This is a genomic window from Haematobacter missouriensis (assembly GCF_000740775.1).
Lineage (GTDB): Bacteria > Pseudomonadota > Alphaproteobacteria > Rhodobacterales > Rhodobacteraceae > Haematobacter > Haematobacter missouriensis.
Map to the genome: position 1 here is coordinate 1 of NZ_JFGS01000040.1, position 17,823 is coordinate 17,823.

16 protein-coding genes and 1 pseudogene are annotated in these 17,823 nt (G+C 62.8%); 10 read left to right on the forward strand and 7 right to left on the reverse strand.

The annotated features are described in order from the left end of the window. Nucleotides 1-334 precede the first annotated feature (334 nt). Nucleotides 335-588: pseudogene (locus tag CG51_RS19715) on the reverse strand (integrase core domain-containing protein); the annotation flags it as partial. A gap of 327 nt (nt 589-915) precedes the next feature. On the opposite strand from CG51_RS19715, the gene CG51_RS16550 reads away from it, so the two are divergent. After that, the gene (locus CG51_RS16550) at nt 916-1,530 is read left to right on the forward strand and encodes a PadR family transcriptional regulator (protein ID WP_051930775.1); all 615 of its coding nucleotides are present in this window, start codon (nt 916-918) and stop codon (nt 1,528-1,530) included. On the opposite strand, the gene CG51_RS16555 is transcribed toward CG51_RS16550, so the two are convergent. Continuing rightward, entirely contained in the window at nt 1,515-2,105 is a 591-nt protein-coding gene (locus CG51_RS16555) for a LysR substrate-binding domain-containing protein (RefSeq protein ID WP_051930777.1), read from the reverse strand. The two genes, CG51_RS16550 and CG51_RS16555, sit on opposite strands and share 16 nt — an antisense overlap. Before the next feature lies 1 nt (nt 2,106). Between CG51_RS16555 and CG51_RS16560 the strand changes: the two genes are divergently transcribed. The 3 genes from CG51_RS16560 to CG51_RS16570 are packed head-to-tail and all read left to right on the forward strand — an operon-like array spanning nt 2,107 to nt 4,175. Then, on the forward strand, nt 2,107-2,403 hold the full coding sequence (locus CG51_RS16560) for an ABC transporter permease subunit (protein ID WP_035746873.1): 297 nt from the start codon (nt 2,107-2,109) through the stop codon (nt 2,401-2,403). Between the two features lie 14 nt (nt 2,404-2,417). After that, nucleotides 2,418-3,116, forward strand: a complete 699-nt coding sequence (locus CG51_RS16565) for an amino acid ABC transporter ATP-binding protein (RefSeq protein WP_051930779.1) — start codon at nt 2,418-2,420, stop codon at nt 3,114-3,116. A 9-nt stretch (nt 3,117-3,125) separates the two neighbouring features. Beyond that, nucleotides 3,126-4,175: a DmpA family aminopeptidase gene (locus CG51_RS16570; protein WP_035746878.1), complete on the forward strand. Its 1,050-nt coding sequence runs from the start codon at nt 3,126-3,128 to the stop codon at nt 4,173-4,175. A gap of 279 nt (nt 4,176-4,454) precedes the next feature. Here the strand turns inward: CG51_RS16570 and CG51_RS16575 are convergent, their stop codons facing one another. From CG51_RS16575 to CG51_RS16585, 3 genes are read right to left on the reverse strand one after another with little or no spacing between them, the layout of a single operon-like run. Beyond that, nucleotides 4,455-6,698, reverse strand: coding sequence for a xanthine dehydrogenase family protein molybdopterin-binding subunit (locus CG51_RS16575; RefSeq protein WP_035746880.1), 2,244 nt, complete (start codon nt 6,696-6,698; stop codon nt 4,455-4,457). Continuing rightward, nucleotides 6,695-7,726 (reverse strand): FAD binding domain-containing protein, encoded by a 1,032-nt coding sequence (locus CG51_RS16580; protein WP_035746882.1) that lies wholly within the window; start codon nt 7,724-7,726, stop codon nt 6,695-6,697. The genes CG51_RS16575 and CG51_RS16580 overlap by 4 nt, the downstream gene beginning before the upstream one ends. After that, entirely contained in the window at nt 7,723-8,220 is a 498-nt protein-coding gene (locus CG51_RS16585; RefSeq protein WP_035746884.1) for a (2Fe-2S)-binding protein, read from the reverse strand. Before CG51_RS16585 ends, CG51_RS16580 begins: the two co-directional genes overlap by 4 nt. 110 nt (nt 8,221-8,330) lie before the next feature. Between CG51_RS16585 and CG51_RS16590 the strand changes: the two genes are divergently transcribed. Further along, on the forward strand, nt 8,331-8,882 hold the full coding sequence (locus tag CG51_RS16590; RefSeq protein ID WP_035746886.1) for a TetR/AcrR family transcriptional regulator: 552 nt from the start codon (nt 8,331-8,333) through the stop codon (nt 8,880-8,882). A 513-nt stretch (nt 8,883-9,395) separates the two neighbouring features. On the opposite strand, the gene purU is transcribed toward CG51_RS16590, so the two are convergent. After that, nucleotides 9,396-10,280, reverse strand: coding sequence for a formyltetrahydrofolate deformylase (purU, locus tag CG51_RS16595; RefSeq protein ID WP_035746887.1), 885 nt, complete (start codon nt 10,278-10,280; stop codon nt 9,396-9,398). A gap of 279 nt (nt 10,281-10,559) precedes the next feature. Between purU and CG51_RS16600 the strand changes: the two genes are divergently transcribed. Further along, nucleotides 10,560-11,366 carry a glycoside hydrolase family 25 protein gene (locus CG51_RS16600; protein ID WP_088234112.1) on the forward strand — a complete coding sequence of 269 codons (807 nt, stop codon included), beginning with the start codon at nt 10,560-10,562 and terminating at the stop codon, nt 11,364-11,366. Between the two features lie 53 nt (nt 11,367-11,419). On the opposite strand, the gene CG51_RS16605 is transcribed toward CG51_RS16600, so the two are convergent. After that, the gene (locus CG51_RS16605; protein WP_035746888.1) at nt 11,420-13,417 is read right to left on the reverse strand and encodes a BCCT family transporter; all 1,998 of its coding nucleotides are present in this window, start codon (nt 13,415-13,417) and stop codon (nt 11,420-11,422) included. Between the two features lie 587 nt (nt 13,418-14,004). Here CG51_RS16605 and CG51_RS16610 point away from each other — a divergent pair. From CG51_RS16610 to CG51_RS16625, 4 genes are all read left to right on the forward strand, one after another. Continuing rightward, on the forward strand, nt 14,005-15,081 hold the full coding sequence (locus CG51_RS16610) for a LacI family DNA-binding transcriptional regulator (protein ID WP_035746889.1): 1,077 nt from the start codon (nt 14,005-14,007) through the stop codon (nt 15,079-15,081). Continuing rightward, on the forward strand, nt 15,081-16,106 hold the full coding sequence (locus CG51_RS16615; protein ID WP_035746891.1) for an ABC transporter substrate-binding protein: 1,026 nt from the start codon (nt 15,081-15,083) through the stop codon (nt 16,104-16,106). The genes CG51_RS16610 and CG51_RS16615 overlap by 1 nt, the downstream gene beginning before the upstream one ends. A 77-nt stretch (nt 16,107-16,183) precedes the next feature. Beyond that, nucleotides 16,184-17,011: an ABC transporter permease gene (locus CG51_RS16620; protein ID WP_035746893.1), complete on the forward strand. Its 828-nt coding sequence runs from the start codon at nt 16,184-16,186 to the stop codon at nt 17,009-17,011. Then, nucleotides 17,008-17,787, forward strand: coding sequence for an ABC transporter permease (locus CG51_RS16625; RefSeq protein ID WP_035746895.1), 780 nt, complete (start codon nt 17,008-17,010; stop codon nt 17,785-17,787). Before CG51_RS16620 ends, CG51_RS16625 begins: the two co-directional genes overlap by 4 nt. Nucleotides 17,788-17,823: the final 36 nt, after the last annotated feature.

Sequence of the window (17,823 nt, forward strand, 5' to 3'; positions counted from 1 at the left end):
GCAGCACAAGAAGTTGGGCATGGCCCGCTGCGCTGTTGGAGAGGCGGAAATGCTGCCCGCTCGACGCACAGCAGCCGTCGAGCCAATCGCGGGAAACATCTATGCCGATCACGGTGGTCGCTGGTATCATATCACTCTCTCTTCCTTATGCTTCGCGGTCCCACAAAACAGGCCGCCGTCAACTGTTCGAGACGGTGAAGAGAGGCGGGATCAGCCTGCTAGCGATCGTGAGCCAGCCACAAGGTGTTCAGCGCTGATGGGGCTAATGTAGCAGGCCCGGGACACATAAGGTGTTTGATCCCCCGGTTTGATGGTGGATCGGGTTAAGGATGAATCAATCTGGCTCTGAGGTCCAGATTTTGCAGATGTATTCGTAGGGCGTGAGGCCGCCGAGGGTCTTGAGCCTGCGTGCGAAATTGTAGGCTGCCATGAAGTCCCCCAATTGGGTGCGGAGCTGGTTATGGCTGTCGTAATGTAAGCGCTTGACTTCAGAGGGAAAACGATCCCCAGGATCGTTTTCTGATCCGCTTCACCTTCCTTGATCGTGCGGTTCATCCGTTCGACCTGGCCGTTGGTCCAGGGGTAATTTGGGGCGCCGGAACGCCACGATCATCGCTTCCTCCGCCTCTGACAGAACCGTCGAGCGAAGCTTGCGATCATTCGGGCCTGCCCTCGGACCGATGGCAAGCTGGCCCATGGGAGTCGCGCTTCGGGCTGATGGTGCAGAAGTTGGTAATTCCCATCATCTTGGCTTCCGATGACGTGCAGAGGCTGCGAAGTGCGCGCTTTCTCCCGCTGCCCGTCATCCTTCGGAGCTCGTTGAGAGACGCAATCGGGCTTAATCCATTTTCGCCATGAGGGGTCTTGCACCGGCGATATTAGGACATATCTTACGATATATCTTAAGGAGAAAACGTGCGACATATCTTTCATCATCACCACCATCACCATCGCTTTCATCCGGGCCCCGAGGGGCGGCGCGGCGGTGGCTCCCCCTCTCGCCGGGACGGCGAGTCCCGCTTTTCGGAGCGGCGGTTCATGCGCGGGCGCAAGCTTTCCGCAGAGGGGATGCAACTGCTGATCCTCTCGCTCATCGCGGAACAACCGCGCCATGGCTATGAGATCATCCGCGCGGTCGAGGAGCTGTCCCAGGGCCTGTATGTGCCAAGCCCAGGCGTGATCTATCCCGCCCTCTCCTATCTGGAAGATGCCGGCCTGGCCGAAGCGCAAACCGATGGCAACCGGCGGTCCTACAGCCCCACGGAAGCCGGTCGCGCGCATCTTGCAGATGCGCAGGAAGCCGTCGAAGCGTTGCGACGTGCGATAGGTCGCGCGGGTGATCGCTTTGATGAAATGCGCCGGAGCGAAGGCGACGACGGCCGGCACAAGCGGCCGTTTTCCGAAACGCGAATGGCACTGCGGGCCGCGCTGTTCGATCTGCGCGAGGCTCCGCCCGAGGTTAGGGAGCGCGCGGGTGAGATCCTTCGGCGTACGGTTGCGGAACTACGCGGCCTTCAGGACAAAGACTGATCCAATCCTCCCGCCACCGTCCGCCAGATGCGCTCTACAATCGGACGGCGGAGAGTGGCGGGGCGGTAAAGACGTATCTGAACTTCCATCGTCCACGCGGGGTCGGCGCTGGCGAGCCGCAGGCGCCCCGCTGACAGATCATCGGTGACCAACGTCTCCGGCAGCCAGCAGACCCCGCGCCCGGCCAGAGCAAGCGTCCTCAGTCCGGTGCAGATCGTGTTCTGATGCACGGTATCACGCAGGAGATGGGGCCTCTTGCCGAACAGGCGCCCCAGCGCCACACCAAAGAATGACGATTCCCCATAGCAGAGATAAGGCATCGGCTCCCCTGCGGCGATCGTGCGGTCAAGCAGCCCCTCACCGGGCAGTCTCGTTCCAGAGGATGCCCGCACCTCCACGCCCGCGACCGGCATCACCCGCTCGGTCCCAAGCACCAGATGGTCGAACCGCTGCGGATCGAGGATGAACGGCACCGTCGGATGGGCATAGGTCAGAAAGAGGTCCGCCTCGCCTTCGGTCAATGCGCCAAGGTTGATCGCTGCCGCCCGTTCGCTTGGGTTCTCCCATGCACGCACAATGCGCTACGTGGTGATCCCACAGGCACTGCGCGGTATCGTGCCACCACTGTTGAACAACTGCATCAGCCTGCAGAAGGATACGGCACTTGTCGCGATCATCGGCACGATCGACGCCTTCAACCAGTCGAAGATCATAGCGGCGAACAACTTCAATCTTTCCGCCGTGACGACCGTCGCGATCCTGTTCATTCTCATCACCATTCCGCAGGCCCGGCTCGTCGACAAGCTGACTGAGCGCGACCGGCGACGCATCCGTTCGGGGGGGGGGCGCTTGTCGAAATCGACCATGCTGTGAAACGCTACGGCCAGATGGAGGTCCTCTCGGGCATGGCGCTCGACGTGGGCGAACATGAGGTCGTCTGCCTGATCGGGCCATCCGGGTGCGGGAAATCAACCCTCCTCCGCTGCATCAACAGGCTGGAGGAGATCAACGAAGGCGAGATCCGTATTAATGGCGAGCGGATCACCGGCCCGGGCGTGGATCTCGACGCGCTGCGACGTGAGATCGGCATTGTCTTCCAGGGCTACAACCTGTTTCCGCACATGACGGTGCTGCAGAACGCCACCCTTGCTCCGATCAAGGTACTGGGCCTCTCCCGCCGCGTGGCGGAGGAAAAGGCGATGACGCTGCTGGACCGGATTGGCCTTGCACATAAGGCGCGGGATTATCCCGATCGGCTCTCCGGCGGCCAACAGCAGCGGGTCGCGATCGTGCGCGCGCTGATGATGGACCCCATGCTGCTGTTGCTGGACGAGATCACCTCGGCGCTCGATCCGGAACTGGTGGCGGAGGTGCTCGAAATCGTGCGTGATCTGGCGGAGCGGGGTATGACCATGGTACTCGCTACGCATGAAATGGGCTTCGCGCGGGAGGTTGCCGACCGCATCTGCTTCCTCCAGAACGGCAAGGTCTATGAACAGGGCCCACCGGATCAGATCTTCGGCGCGCCGCAGGGGGAGAGGACGCAGGCCTTCCTGAAGCGGTTGATCGAGGCGGGCCGTCTCTGAGAGGCTCAGATGCTCATCCGTGATTTCGGGATCGTCCCCGGTATTCTTCCCCCCGGCCCGCTCAACGCCATCACCGATGTGTCGGGCGTGATGGTCGGGCACAGGACAATCCGCCGCGACCAGATCAATACGGGCGTAACTGCGGTAGTTCCCCATCCGGGCAGTATGTTTCGCCAAAAACTCCGTGCAGGGGTCGCGGTCATCAACGGCTTCGGCAAATCGGCAGGCCTGGTTCAGGTGGAGGAACTGGGTACCTTGGAAAGCCCGGTCCTGCTCACGAACACTTTTGCCGTGGGTACCTGCACCACCGCGTTGATCCGGAGGGCCTTGGCCGCCGATCCCGCCATCGGGCGGGAGACATCGACCGTCAACACGGTGGTGTGCGAATGCAATGACGGGGTGCTTTCCGATATCCGGGCGCTGGCCGTGACCGAAGCGGATGCGGTGGCCGCGCTGGATGCCGCGCAGAGCGGGCCGGTGGAGCAGGGATCCGTCGGCTGCGGCACCGGCATGACCGCCTTTGGCTTCAAGGGCGGGACAGGAACGGCATCTCGCGTGATGGAGGTGGGAGGAGAGCGCTTCACCCTTGGTGCGCTGGTGCAGGCCAATTTCGGCAATGCCGGCGATCTTATCCTGCCGGACGGGCGGCGCCCGCGACCGGAGGGCATGATGACTGCTGAGCCCGAGCGGGGCTCTGTCATCATCCTGCTGGCAACGGATCTACCGCTGGAAAGTCGTCAGCTCACCCGGATCGCTCGTCGGGCGGGCGCGGGGCTGGCACGGTTGGGCAGCTTCTGGGGTAACGGCAGCGGGGATATCGCGCTGGCCTTCACCACGGCGGACCCCGTGCCGCATGATGGCCCTGCCTTCCTTTCTCCACGTGTGCTGGCAGAGGCGCAGATCGATCTCGCCTTTCGCGCTGCCGCCGAAGCGACGGAGGAGGCTGTGCTGAACGCCTTGACCGCCGCCGAACCGCTTATGGGACGAGACGGGGCCTGGCGGCCGTCACTTGGCCAATGGCTTGCGGGTCAGGCGATCGCAGACGGGGGACGCGGGTAGGGAGCCCTCAGGCTTCAGATGATCCGTCCTATGCCATCCGGCGAAAGTTCAGGATCATGGCATGAAGAGTAAAAGGAGGGGGAGCGGCGACCCTAGGGAGGAGGAGAGGGTCGCCGCCATTTTCCGAGGCTCGGGGAGGAGGAGTGAGCCTTGGGAAACCCTTAGCGCCGAAGCGCTGTGGGACTTATTTCGTCGATCCGCTTGCGGATTGCAAGTGACCGCCTGGGCAAGCCTGATCTGCTGCAGATGCATAACTCATAACGCAAGTTCACGATAGCGTCATATCAGGCTCTCCGGGTGGATCGGGAAGCTAGCAGGCCGAACGCCGGTCGCGTGCCATACCGCGTTGGCTATGGCGCCCACGGTGCCTGTCACGCCGATTTCCCCCACCCCCTTGATGCCGAGTGCATTCACGAAGGGGTCGTCCTCATGCACCGTCATCGCTTCCACGAACGGCACATCGGCATTCACCGGCACATGATATCCGGCAAGGTCGGCATTCGTGAACCGCCCCGTCCGGGAATCGTGGATCGCTTCCTCATGCAGGGCAAATCCGATACCCCAGATCATGCCGCCCAGAAGCTGGCTGCGGGCGAGGCGCGGATTGATGATGCGGCCTGCCGCAAATGCTCCGATCAGCCGGCTGACACGCACCTGCCCAAGATCCGGATCGACGAGCACCTCCGCGAATACCCCGCCATGAGAGAACATCGCACGCGCTTCACCGGCCGCGGCATCCCGCTTGCCCGATCCAGTGCCCCGCAGCAGATCCAGACCCGCGCGAGCGAGGATGTCCTCATAGGCCTCGCTGCGGCCATCATCGTCGTTCCGCCACAGCCGCCCGTCGCGCGCTGTCACCCCGGCATTGCCCGCACCGAAGAGCGGCGACGCCGGATCCTGGACGGCCAGATCGGCGAGTTGGCGCACGACATCGGCTCCGGCGTTGAACAGGGCGGTTCCTGCCGTCGCGGTGTGCCCCGATCCCCCGGCCACGCCCGCATCCGGCAGATCGGACTGGCCGGAGCGAAACTCCAGCCGGGCGATATCAATTCCCAGCCCGTCCGCGGCAATCTGGGCCAGAGCCGTCCATGCGCCCTGCCCCATATCTGCGGCAGAGGTCTCAACGACGGCACTCCCGTCAGCGTGCAGCGTTGCGTGCGCTGCGGCCTGAAACATCGGACAGGGAAACTGTGCGGTTCCCATGCCCCAGCCCTTCAGCAACCGCCCCTCGCGCATCTGCCGCGGTTGCAGTGGACGTCCCGCCCACCCGAAAGCCTCGGCCGCGCGGGTATAACATTCCCGCAGCGCCTTGGAGGAGAAAGGCAGGCCGGAAGCAGGATCTGTCTCCGCGTAATTCTTCAGGCGGAAGGCCAGCGGATCCATACCCATCGCAAACGCTGCCGCATCCACCGCAACCTCCAGCGCCGCCGAGCCAGACGCCTCCCCCGGCGCACGCATCGGTCCCGGCGTTCCGGTATCCGCCCTCACGGCACCATGGGTCGTCCGCAGTGCGCGCGTGGCATACACGCTGTGAGAGGCGTTGGATGCGCTCTCCAGAAAGTCGTCAAACGCCGAGCCAACCGAAACGGTATGGTGCTCCAGCGCCCGAATGTCTCCCGCGTCATCCAGATCGAGCCGCACCGTCTGCCGGGTAGCAGGCCGGTGCCCGACGGGGCCATACATCTGATCCCTGCGCAGCGCGAGCTTCACCGGGCGATCCAGATCCTTCGCTGCCAGAACCGTCAGAAGCTGCGCGCCGAAAAGGATCGCCTTGGAGCCGAAGCCGCCACCCAGAAACGGGCTGCGGATCAGGATATTGCCGGGATCGATCCCGAGATAGGTCGCGAAGCTGATCTTCGCCAATCCGATCGCCTGGTTCGGTGTGTCGATCTCCAGTCGGTCGCCCTTCCACTCTGCGGTGATTGCATGCGGTTCCATGGCGTTGTGATACTGGGCCGGAGTTTCCACCATGGTTTCGAAGTGCCGCGACGCCTGCGCCCGTTCGGCCTCCATATCCCCTGCTTCGCGGCTTGGCTCGCCGCCGATGCCGACGGTTTTCGGGGTATAGGGAACACCGCCATCCACCCCCATACGGGGCGGCTGCGCTTCATATGAAGGGCTCAGAAGCCGCGCACCTTCCATCGCGGCTTCAAGCGTCTCTGCCACGACCAGCGCAATGGGCTGCCCGGCATAGCGCACGCTGTCGTCCTGCAAGGCCTCCATCCGCCAGGCAAAACCGTGAATTTTCTCGTCAGGCCCCTTGGCCAACGGGGGACGGTTCCGAGGGGTATAGACCTTTACCACGCGCGCATGCGCTTCGGCAGCTTCGGTGTCCAGCCGTGTGACGCGTCCCCGCGCGATACCCGCAGTGGCGACGACCGCATGAAGCAGCCTCTCGGGCTGCCTGTCAGCGGCATAGGGCGCGCGTCCCGTGACTTTCAGCACACCATCCCGACGAGTCATGGACTGGCCCGCGTTGGAACCGAGCCGCACATGGCCCTGCATGGGAAGCACGTCGGTCATGGGGCATCTCCTTCAAAAACGGAGGCCGGAAGCGCGGGAAGGCGGGTGGGCGTTCCCAGGGCGGCACGGGTGAGCGCGAGGATCGCGATTCGTCCTGCCAGCGGGATCTTTGCCGCATTGTCGCCGGAGGGTGCGGCGTTTGCCAGAGAAAGGGCAACCGCGGCGGCAAAGGCATCTTCTCCCGGAGCGGCACCTTTCAGCGCCTCCTCCGCCTCCCGGCAGCGCCATGGCCGCGCCGCGACCCCGCCAAGCGCCAGCCGCGCGGCCAGGATCCGGCCGTCCCGCATATCCAGAGCGGCAGCGGCCGAAACGATGGCAAAGGCAAAGGATGTGCGCTCCCGCAGTTTTACATACCGGGCGTGACGGGCCATCCCGCCGGAGCCAGGTAGACGGATGTGCGTGATGACCTCTCCCTGCGCCAGCGGTGGCGGGCCAGCCCCCTCCGCATCTGGGACCGAGTGAAAGATTTCCATCGGCACCTCGCGCCGTCCTGTCGGCCCGGCGATCTCAACCACCGCATCATAGGCGGCCAGCGCCACACAAAGATCGGAAGGATGGGTGGCGATACAGCCCTCGGTCCAGCCGAGAATGGCATGGTTCCGCGTCACGCCGCCAATGGCGCCGCAACCCGTCCCCCGCACCCGCCTGTTGCAAGGGGAAAGGACGTCCTGAAAATAGCTGCACCGGGTCTCCTGCATCACGTTTCCGCCGGTCGTCGCGGCATTGCGAAGCTGGCCGGACGCACCCGAAAGAACCGCCTCTGCCACCGCAGGATAGCGCGCCAGTATCTCTGCATTCCGGGCGAGATCGGCATTCGGCACCAGCGCCCCGATCCGCAAGCCTCCCTCCGCCTCCTCCACTCGGTCAAGGCCGGGAAGTCCACCGATGTCGATGAGCGCGGAGGGTCGCGCCACGTCGAGCTTCATCAGGTCAAGAAGATTGGTGCCCCCCGCAAGAAGGAGGGCGCCGGGCCCCGCGGCCATTGCCTCCTCCAGCGTCGCGGCGCGTCTGTAATCGAAGGGTCTCATGCGGATTTCCTTTCAGCAGGCGCGGAAAGCTGCCGCGTCGCCTCCAGCACCGCCTCGGTGATCCCTGCATAGGCGGCGCAGCGACAGATGTTACCGCTCATCCCTTCCCGCACACGCTCTGGATCCATCCCGGCCTCCGCTTCGGCGATGAGAGCGACGGCGGACATGATCTGGCCTGGCGTGCAGTAGCCGCATTGGAACCCGTCAGCCGCGATGAAGGCCGCCTGAACGGGGTGAAGCCCGTCCTCGGTTTCCAACCCTTCTATCGTGGTGATTTCCGCGCCCTCACAGCTCAGCGCGAGCTTCAGGCAACTGTTCATCCTTCGCCCGTCAACGAGAACCGTGCAGGCCCCGCACTGGCCGCGATCGCAGCCTTTCTTCGTACCGGTCAGACCAAGCCGCTCCCGCAGGAGATCAAGCAGGGTGACGCGCGGATCGTCGAGCGCGATCGTCCGCGCCATTCCATTTATGCTGAGATGAAGGCTCTGTGTCATCTTTCCCTCTCTGGCGGTAAGCTGTCGGGAAGTGGGGTGGCGCGATGCCATGATCCATTTATACGGAGGATGCCTCCGTTTTGCAATGAGAAAGAGGCGACGGGTAACAGATGGGCGAGAGTGAGCCGAAGGCAAGAAAACCCCGCGCAGATCAGATACGCAACCGTGAGCGTCTGCTCAACGCCGCGCGCGAGGTCTTCCGTGCCGAAGGCGCAAGTCTCGAAGCTGTCGCCCGCAGGGCAGGATTGGGTATTGGAACACTCTATCGCCACTTTCCGACGCGGGAATCGCTCTATCAGGCCGTCTATGAGCGGGAGGTGGAAGAGCTTGTGCGGCTGGCCGAGACGATAGGAGCGGAGGAGGGCCTGGGACGCTGGATGACAGCCGCGCTCGACATGATGGCGACCAAGAAGGGAATGATCGCTGCGTTGGCGCCGGTGATAGACCCCTCCGCACCCTTCTATTCCCAGCAATCAACGCGCATGCGGTCGGCGCTTACTGCTCTTCACGTCCGCGCCGTGGCAGCGGGCGCCATGCGCCCGGATGTGACGCCCGAAGACCTCATGCGTGTCCTCATCGGACTGTCCTACGGACCGGGGGCCGACCCCGCCCGGTCCCAACTGCTTCTGGAGGTCTTCCTGAACGGGCTCGCGCGCCCCTGAAATGCAGGCTGCCGGGTCTTGCTTTCCTCCCGGGGGCAGGGCCCGGGCATGATGACGCGAACGCCGGGCCACCGATCTTCTGCGGGGCGCAGGGGCATCACTCCGCCGACCACTTCGGGACGACCCCGAACGAACAGCTTTCGGGGCATTGCGGCGGATGCCGCGGTGCAGGTCTGCACGCCACCGATCGGCGCAGTGGCCTCCGGGTCGCCCCTCGCCGCTCGCCCGCGCCCACACACACGAGCACTCAGGCAAGCGGGGGCGCAGGCAAATCCGGCCGCGTTACTCACAGGCTGCTGAGAGGTTCAGACGTTGTAGTGCCCTTGCGTGGAAATCGGATAATCGGGTGACGAAAGCCCATAATGTAGATCTCTCGCCGGGTTTTCTTGCATGTCGACCGATTCCGCACCAATGCTAAAAGCCTTCTTCACAGCCTGCCAAGTGCCAAGACGCGGAAAGTCCGAGGGGCCGGCAGCACTGTAGATCGTCAGGCTCGGATCTGCACGTCTCCGATCACCCCATTCGCTCTGAAGCATAGCTGCCGGGGGATGCGGCGAAGACCACCGTCTTGTTTCCGCTCAGAAAAACACGGCGGTGAATATGGGCGTGGATTGCACGGGCCAGCACCTGCGCCTCTACATCGCGGCCAAGACTGACATAATCCTCGGGCGACTGCGCATGCGTCACGCGAATGGTATCCTGCTCGATGATCGGACCCTCGTCGAGGTCGGCGGTGACGTAGTGGGAGGTGGCACCGATCAGTTTCACCCCGCGCTCATAAGCCTGCTTGTAGGGGTTCGCGCCCTTGAAGGACGGGAGGAAAGAGTGGTGGATGTTGATGATCCGCCCCGACATCACCTTACACATCTCGTCCGACAGCACCTGCATGTAACGGGCCAGCACGATCAGTTCCGCCCCCGTTTCGCGCACGATACGCATCTGCTGCGCCTCGGCCTCGGGCTTGTTCTCCTTGGTGACCTTGATGCAGTAGAAGGGGATATCGTGGTTAACCACCACCTTCTGATAATCCATGTGGTTGGAGATCACCGCCACGATGTCGATCGGCAGTGCCCCGATCCGCCACCGGTAGAGCAGGTCGTTCAGGCAATGCCCGAAGCGCGACACCATGATCACGACCTTCATGCGCTCGGCCTCGTCATGGAACTTCGCGGTCATGGCAAAGGCGCGTGCGGTATGTGCAAACCCTTCCTCCAGCGCGGCAAGGCTCGCCCCCTCCTGCGAGGTGAAGCTCACCCGCATGAAGAACCGCTCCGTCTGTGAGTCATCGAACTGCGAGCTGTCAGTAATGTTGCAACCGTTATCCGACAGATAGGTGGCGATGGCAGCGACAATGCCGCGGCCGGTCGGACAGGCAACGGTCAGGCAATACTTGGTCATCTTCGTCTTCCGTCGAGGTGGTAGGGGCAAACCGGCCGAAGCCGGAAAACGGTTGCGCATGGATAGCATTACTGCGTCAGCGTTCCGTCCGTAAGCCCCTTGAACTCTGGAGAGGGCATCTGGGTCTTTCTGATCCGTAGGGCCTCAATAACTGAACTGCCCGATGTCACCACGATGGATCCGCGATGCCGAGCGGTTATCATGGGTCAAAACGAGGGGTGGGACATGGACCGGTCGGGGAAGCGGGCATTGTTGCCTGGCAGGATGGCTGCTTTCGCCATGGCGATGCTGACGGCCTGCGGCGGAACGGGGGTCGATGGTTCGCGGGAGTATCGCGCCGGAAAGCTCGAACAACCCGCTTCACTCACGGTGAGCGACCACTTCGCCCCCGGTATTCCAAGGTCCTTTGGAGACACCCGTCCCCATAGCTGGTCAGGCGTGTCGCCCGACCACTATCGCGTCCATGGCATCGACGCAGCCCGGTATCAGGGGCGCATCGACTGGCGACAAGTTGCAGCGGGCGGAGTAAGCTTCGCATGGCTCAAGGCTACAGAAGGCGCGGATTTTCTGGACCCCGGCTATGCCATCAATGCCCAGCCAGCGCGCCAGGCGGGCGTCCCGGTGGGTGCCTATCACTTTTATTATTTCTGCCGGTCGCCCAGCGAGCAGGCAGAATGGTTCATCGCGAATGTGCCGCGCCGGGCGGGGGATCTGCCGCCGGTGCTGGACATGGAGTGGAATCACACCTCCCCCACGTGCAGACGGCGGCCGGATGCGGCCACGGTGCACGCCTATATCCGGGAGTTCGCCACGATCATCACCCGCCATTACGGCACCGCCCCCGTCATCTACACCACGCCGGATTTCTATGCCCACAACAACCTCGGTGCGCTCCGCGGATATGATTTCTGGTTGCGCGCAGTTTCGGCACATCCCTCGGAACGCTATCCTGAAGAAAGGTGGGCCTTCTGGCAATATACCGGAACCGGTGTCGTGTCGGGCGTAAGCGGACGTGTGGACCTTAACGCCTTTGCCGGAACGCCCGCGCAATGGGCCGTCTGGGCAGATCGGCGGCGGCAGAAATAATACGCGCCCTGCGGCGTGGATGCGGCCCGGCAGATGTTCCGGGCCACAGGGCGTTATCCTTCGGCCGGGCGCTCCGCCGCGTGTTCGGGCGCGCCGTGCATGAGCTGCGATTCCGGACGCTGGACCAGGACCAGGTACCGTTCGAACTGGGTCAGCACATCGGCAATCAGGGCTTCGCGCGTCAACCCCATGACGTCGTAACCTTCCGTTCCGCTCGAAAAATAGGTTCGCGCCTCATAGCGGTATCCGGGATGGTCGACACTCCGCGTGGAGAACGAAGGGAGCGGCTGCGCAACCGGTCCGACGCCATAGACGAAGTCGCGCATGTCTTCGGCAGGGGAGCGGAGTTCCACGCTTCCTCCATCCGCCTCCTGTACGGAGGCTTCCTGTCCCCGGCGTGTCAGTTCCATCGCCACATCATCGAGCGCGGAGCGAACGTCACGCGCGATGAAGCGCTGCACCTCTGCCTCTGTAGGCGAATGAAGCAGCAATGCGATCCGCCTTTGCCAGCTCACACCAACGGCGGGAGCAGCAGCCCGCCTTGCCGTCCTGAGCCGCTTCTGCGCAAGATCCGAGCGCATCCCCATTTGCAACCCCAAAACCAGCGCCAGCATCACGAAGGTGAAGGGCAGCGCACTCGCAATGGTCGCGGATTGGAGCGCGCCAAGTCCGCCGGCCACCAGCAGGCAAGCCGCCACGATGCCGGACAGCGCGCACCAGAATACCCGTTGCATCGCTGGCGTATCCGAATCTCCACCTGAGGCGATCGTGTCCATCACGAGAGAACCGGAATCCGCCGAGGTCACGAAGAACACCGCAACTAGCAACACGCCGAGGGTGGAGGTCAGCGCAGGAAAAGGCAGATAACTGAAGAATTGGAACAGCCCGACGGATACGTCATTGGCAATGGCCTGCCCCAACTCGCCATTCGCCACCGTCGTGTCTACAAAGATGGCGGTATTTCCAAACACCGTCATCCAGAAGAACGTGAATCCGGAGGGAATGAACAGGACCGCGAGCACAAACTCCCGTACGGTCCGCCCACGCGAGATCCGTGCGATGAACATCCCCACGAACGGCGACCAGGAAATCCACCAGGCCCAGTAGAACAGCGTCCAGGCGTCGACCCATGGCGTTGGTTCATAGGCATATATGTTGAAGGTCCGCAGCACCAACGTATCGAGGTAAAGTCCGATATTCTGAACGAAGTCGCGGAAGAGTTCGGCGGTGGGGCCGACGAGGAGCACGAAGATCATCAGCATGATCGCGACGACGAGGTTCAGTTCCGAAAGAATACGCACCCCCTTGTCCAGGCCGCTTACGACAGAAAAGGTCGCAAGCGCAGTCACCACCACGATGATCGGGATCTGGATCGACAGACCGATCGGAAGGCCGATGAGGTAGTGCAGTCCCGCGTTGATCTGTGAGACCCCCACCCCCAATGAGGTGGCAATGCCGAAAATCGTGCCCACGACCGCGAAGATATCCACCACGTGCCCGATCGGCCCGTTGATCCGTTCCTTCAACAAGGGGTAGAGACCGGAACGGATCGTGAGCGGCAGGTTATAGCGATGGCCGAAATAGGCCAGCGACAGGCCAACGACCGCATAGATTGCCCAGGCATGTATGCCCCAGTGGAAGAAGGTGACCGACATCGCCTCTCGGACCGCCGCCACGGAATGGGGTTCGGCGGTGGGAGGGGCAAGGAAATGGGTCATCGGCTCCCCCACCCCGTAGAACATCAACCCGATACCCATGCCGGCAGCAAAGAGCATCGCGACCCAAGCGGAGAAGCTGAAGTCCGGGGTCGATTCATCCGGTCCCAGCCGTAGATTGCCCCCCTCCCCTATGCAGAAGATCAGCACCCAGATGAGGAATATCGCGACAGCCAGCAGATAGAGCCAGCCAAAGCGGTTCAGGATCCAGCTCTGCACCTTGGCAAAAATGCTGGCCGCTTCTCCCGGCAGTATGACTGCGATCCCGACGAACAGGAATATGACTGCCAGTGATCCGAAAAACACCGGCGGGTTGATCCGAAAGTTGCTGAACATTTTTATTCCATCGGAAGGAGTGTCCTCCCTCATGATGGTTTTGAACGCGCCGTTTCCAAGCCTTCACCGCTTCGGAAATGCCACACCACGGTTTCGGGGTCATCCGTCCCGAACGGGACCGATATCCCGCAAGACGTAGGGCGGACAGCCAGCCCCCGGAAGCGGCGTTTTGCCTGCATGAGAATAACGTGCGTGCACCGTTTCTCCCTGATGAGTGAGAAAGGCAATGTGGTCGTGGACGGCCGTTCACCCTGCGGGCCATGAAGATAAGGCTTCGCATGATGCGCCAGCGACGCGAGGAGTTCTGCGTCAGCAGGGCTGAAATGTGGCGGAGGTTCCCGCAAGGATGTCGCCGTCCTGTTACCCCCTACCCCGACTTCTGCAACTCACGACCTCGCCGAAGTTCTGCATCACCGACCGGTCCGTCCAACGCGGTCTCGCGCGGGTGTACCAAGACACCGGGCCGCACACCGGGCCATCGGGGGGATCACGTCACTTTTAGCTCACGCTGCCATCAAAAACGGTCGACAGGAGGAACTGTTTCGTCTCGGCGTGATTAATCGTTTAATCAGCCTGTGGCAGCGTCGGTGACCAGCACCCGCATCCGTCCCAACCTCAGCCAGATCGCCGCGCGCCTGAATGTATCGGTCGCAACGGTGTCGAATGCCCTCTCGGGCAAGGGTCGCGTCTCGCCGGAGGTGGCGGAGCGGATCAGGACGACCGCCGCCGAGATGGGTTATGTGCCTGCACGGGCAGCACGGGCCTTGAGGACGGGTCGGTCCCATGTCATCGGCCTCGTGCTGCCTGACATTTCCAATCCGCTGTTTCCGCAAATCGCCCGCGCCATAGAGCAGGCTGCGGCAAATGTCGGCTACGCCGTTCTGATTGCAGATGCCCGCGATGACGTTACGATGCAGACTGAAGCCATCGCGCGCCTGCTGGAACGGGGAGTGGATGGGATCGTCGTCGTTCCGCGACGGGGCAGCCGCATTGCGGATATCGGGAGTCCTGTCGCCGTGATCGACAGTCCCTCCACGCCGGGGAACACGGTTTCCGCCGACCATTGGCAGGGCGGGCGGTTAATCATGTCGCATCTGCTGTCGCTCGGTCATCGCAAGGTGCTGATCCTCGGAAACGATCCAACCTCTAATGTGCAGAACGACCGGGTGGGCGGCATGCGGTCCTGTCATCCCAACATGGTAGAGGTCATGTGGGCGGAGCGGATCGAGAGGCGGTCGGGCCCCGGCCAGCCCCTGCGCCTGGCGGATAAGTTCGCCCAAGGGTTCACAGCCTTTGCCACGGTGTCGGACCTGCTGGCCATCCGCGCGCTCACTGAACTTCTGGGCGCGGGTATTGCGGTGCCCGATCAGGCCAGCGTGTCGGGATTCGATGATCTTCTGTGGTCCTCCGTTGTCCGGCCCGCGCTGACGACGGTGCGGATGGACCTGCCGCTGATCGCCGAACGCGCGATCGCGGCCCTGACCGATGCGATAGAGTACAACCTCGCCACGCCCGGGAGTCCACTCTCCTTCGGCTCCGTCAAGCTGGCCTCCCCCGCCTTGGAGCGGGTGCCCATGACACTTGTTGTGCGCGAGACTGCGGCAACGCCTCGCAACGCTGCCACCGCCGACAGAAAAACCGCCCAACCCGGAGGAAGACATTGATGAAACTGCAGACCGCCCTGGCTTCTGCCGCTGCCCTTGCCCTGAGCCTTTCCAGTGCCCAGGCGCAGGAAAAGACGCTGACGATTTCCGTCTATGCCTTTGCGCAGGATGAGTTCAAGGAACTGGTCTATGATCCGTTCCAGGCCCGTTGCGGCTGCAAGCTCGTCGTAGAGACGGGCAACAGCGTCGAGCGTCTGGCCAAGATGGAGGCCAACAAGTCCAAACCGGTGATCGACATGGCGGTGGTCTCCATGGCCGATGCGCTGCAAGCCAGCCGCGCGGGGCTGATCGACACGATAGATACGGCAAAACTCACCAACTACGACAAGCTGTACGATATCGCCAAAGATCCGAATGGCGACGGGATGAGCGTCGGCTACACCTTCTATGCGACATCCATCGTGTATCGGACCGACAAGATGAAGATCGAGTCGTGGGCCGATCTGCTCAAGGATGACGTGGTCTCTCACATCGCCTTCCCGAATGTCACCACCAATCAGGGGCCGCCGGCCCTCTACATGCTGGGCATCGCGCTCGGGCAGGACACGCCGGATCTGAAGGGCGCGATCGAAGCTGTAGGCGCCAAGCGGGACGAGATCGTGACCTTCTACGTCAAATCCTCGCAGCTCGTTCAGCTCATGCAGCAGGAAGAAATCTGGGCAGCCCCCATCGGCCGCTTCTCCTGGGCGCCATTCGCCAAGCTGGACCTGCCGCTTGCCTGGGCGACGCCGAAGGAAGGGCAGACGGGCGGCATGAACGTCATGGTGGTGACCAAGGGTTCCCAGAACCGGGATCTGGCGCTGGAGTTCATGGATTTCTGGCTCTCGACCGAGGTGCAGACGAAACTCGCGGAGAAGCTGGTGGACAGCCCCGCGAATGCCGAAGTCCGGGTTTCTGACGAAGTGGCCCAGAACATCACCTATGGCGAGGAGACGGTTAAGAACCTGAAGCTGATCCCCTCATCCATCGCGCTCGACAATCGTGACGGCTGGCTCTCCGACTGGAACGCCAAAGTCGGCCAGTAACTGCCAGCAGACGTCAGCAGACCGGGAGAAGGGCCGCCTTCTCCGGGTCGGCCCTCCCCGTAGCAAAGGCTCATCCCATGTTCCAGAACCGGGCAGAAGCGTTGGCGCTTGCCCTTCCTGCAGCGCTCTTCGCGGCCATTGTCTTTCTGATCCCGGTCGCGCTCCTGCTGTCCGAAGGCTTCCGCTCCTCCGGCCAGTGGACGCTCTCGGCCTATGTGGATTTCTTTTCGCAGCCCCTGAACAGGACGATCTTCCTGCGCACCCTGCGGCTCGGGTTGACAGTGACCGCTGTGGCGGCCGTGATCGGCTATATTACCGCCTATGCCATTGTGTCGCTTCCGCCGGGAGCCAAGGGCCGTATGATCGGCCTCGTCATCCTGCCGCTGATGATTTCGCCTGTCGCACGGACCTATGCCTGGATCGTCATTCTGGGCCGCACCGGCATTGTCAATCAGGCGCTGCAGCTGGTCGGCCTGACGGATGAGCCGGTGCGGTTCCTGTTCACAGAGACGGCGGTGTTCATCGGGCTTCTCCAACTGTTTCTGCCGCTTATGATCATCTCGCTCATCAGCGCGCTGGAGAACCTGCCCCGCGATGTCGTTCCTGCTGCACGCGTCCTCGGGGCCAGCTGGTTTCAGGTGTTCTGGAAGGTCATCCTGCCGCTGACGCGGGAGGGCTTGATCATCGGGGGTACTCTGGTCTTCACCGGTTCGCTCACCGCCTATATCACGCCCGCGATCCTTGGCGGCTCCAAGGTGCTGATGCTGGAGACGCTGCTCTACCAGCAGGTCACGGTCGCCAACAACTTCGTCGCGGCCAGCGTCATCGCCTTCATCCTGATCGTGATGAGTTTCGCCGCCAACATCCTGCTGCGCCGCATCGCCTCGGCAAGGAGTGGCAAATGATCCGCAAGGCGCTTGCACCGCTGATCCTCCTGCTGGTCATGATCTTCTTGATCGGGCCATTCTTCATCATCGTCGCGGCGTCCTTTTCGGCGGGCGACACGCTGGCGTTCCCGCCTCAGGGGTTTTCGCTCAAGTGGATCGCAAAGGTCTTTACGGTGGAGAGCTTCCGGCAAAGCTTCGCCACGTCGATGTTCCTTGCTATCGGCGGCACGCTTGTGGCGCTGCTCCTCGGCATTCCGGCGGCCTATGCGATGTCGCGCTATCGGCTTCCGGGGGCGGAGACGGTGCGGTTCATGGTTTCCCTGCCGATCATCGTGCCCGGCATCATCGTCGGTCTGGCGCTGCTGCGCTATTTCGTGATCCCCGTCGGCATTTCGATCACGCTGGCGCTGTTCGTGGCCCACACCGCACTGGTGCTGCCCTATGCGGTGCGCGTCGTGTCCGCCAGCCTTGCGAACCTGCGTTCCGACATGGAGGAAGCGGCAGTCCTGCTCGGGTCATCGCGGATCGGGGCCTTCTTCCGCGTCGTTCTGCCCAATATCCGCGGCGGCATCCTGTCCGCCTTCATTCTGGGCTTCGTCACCAGCTTCAATCAGGTGCCGGTGTCACTGTTCCTCTCAGGGCCCGGGGTCCGCACGCTGCCGGTGGATATGCTGGGATATATGGAGATCGTGTTCGATCCTTCCATCGCGGCCCTGTCCTCCCTTCTCGCCTTCCTGTCCATCGGCATCGTCTTCGCAGCCGAACGTTTTCTGGGGTTCTCGCGCTATGTCTGATGCGTCCTTTCTTGTTCTCGACAAGCTCACGCTGGC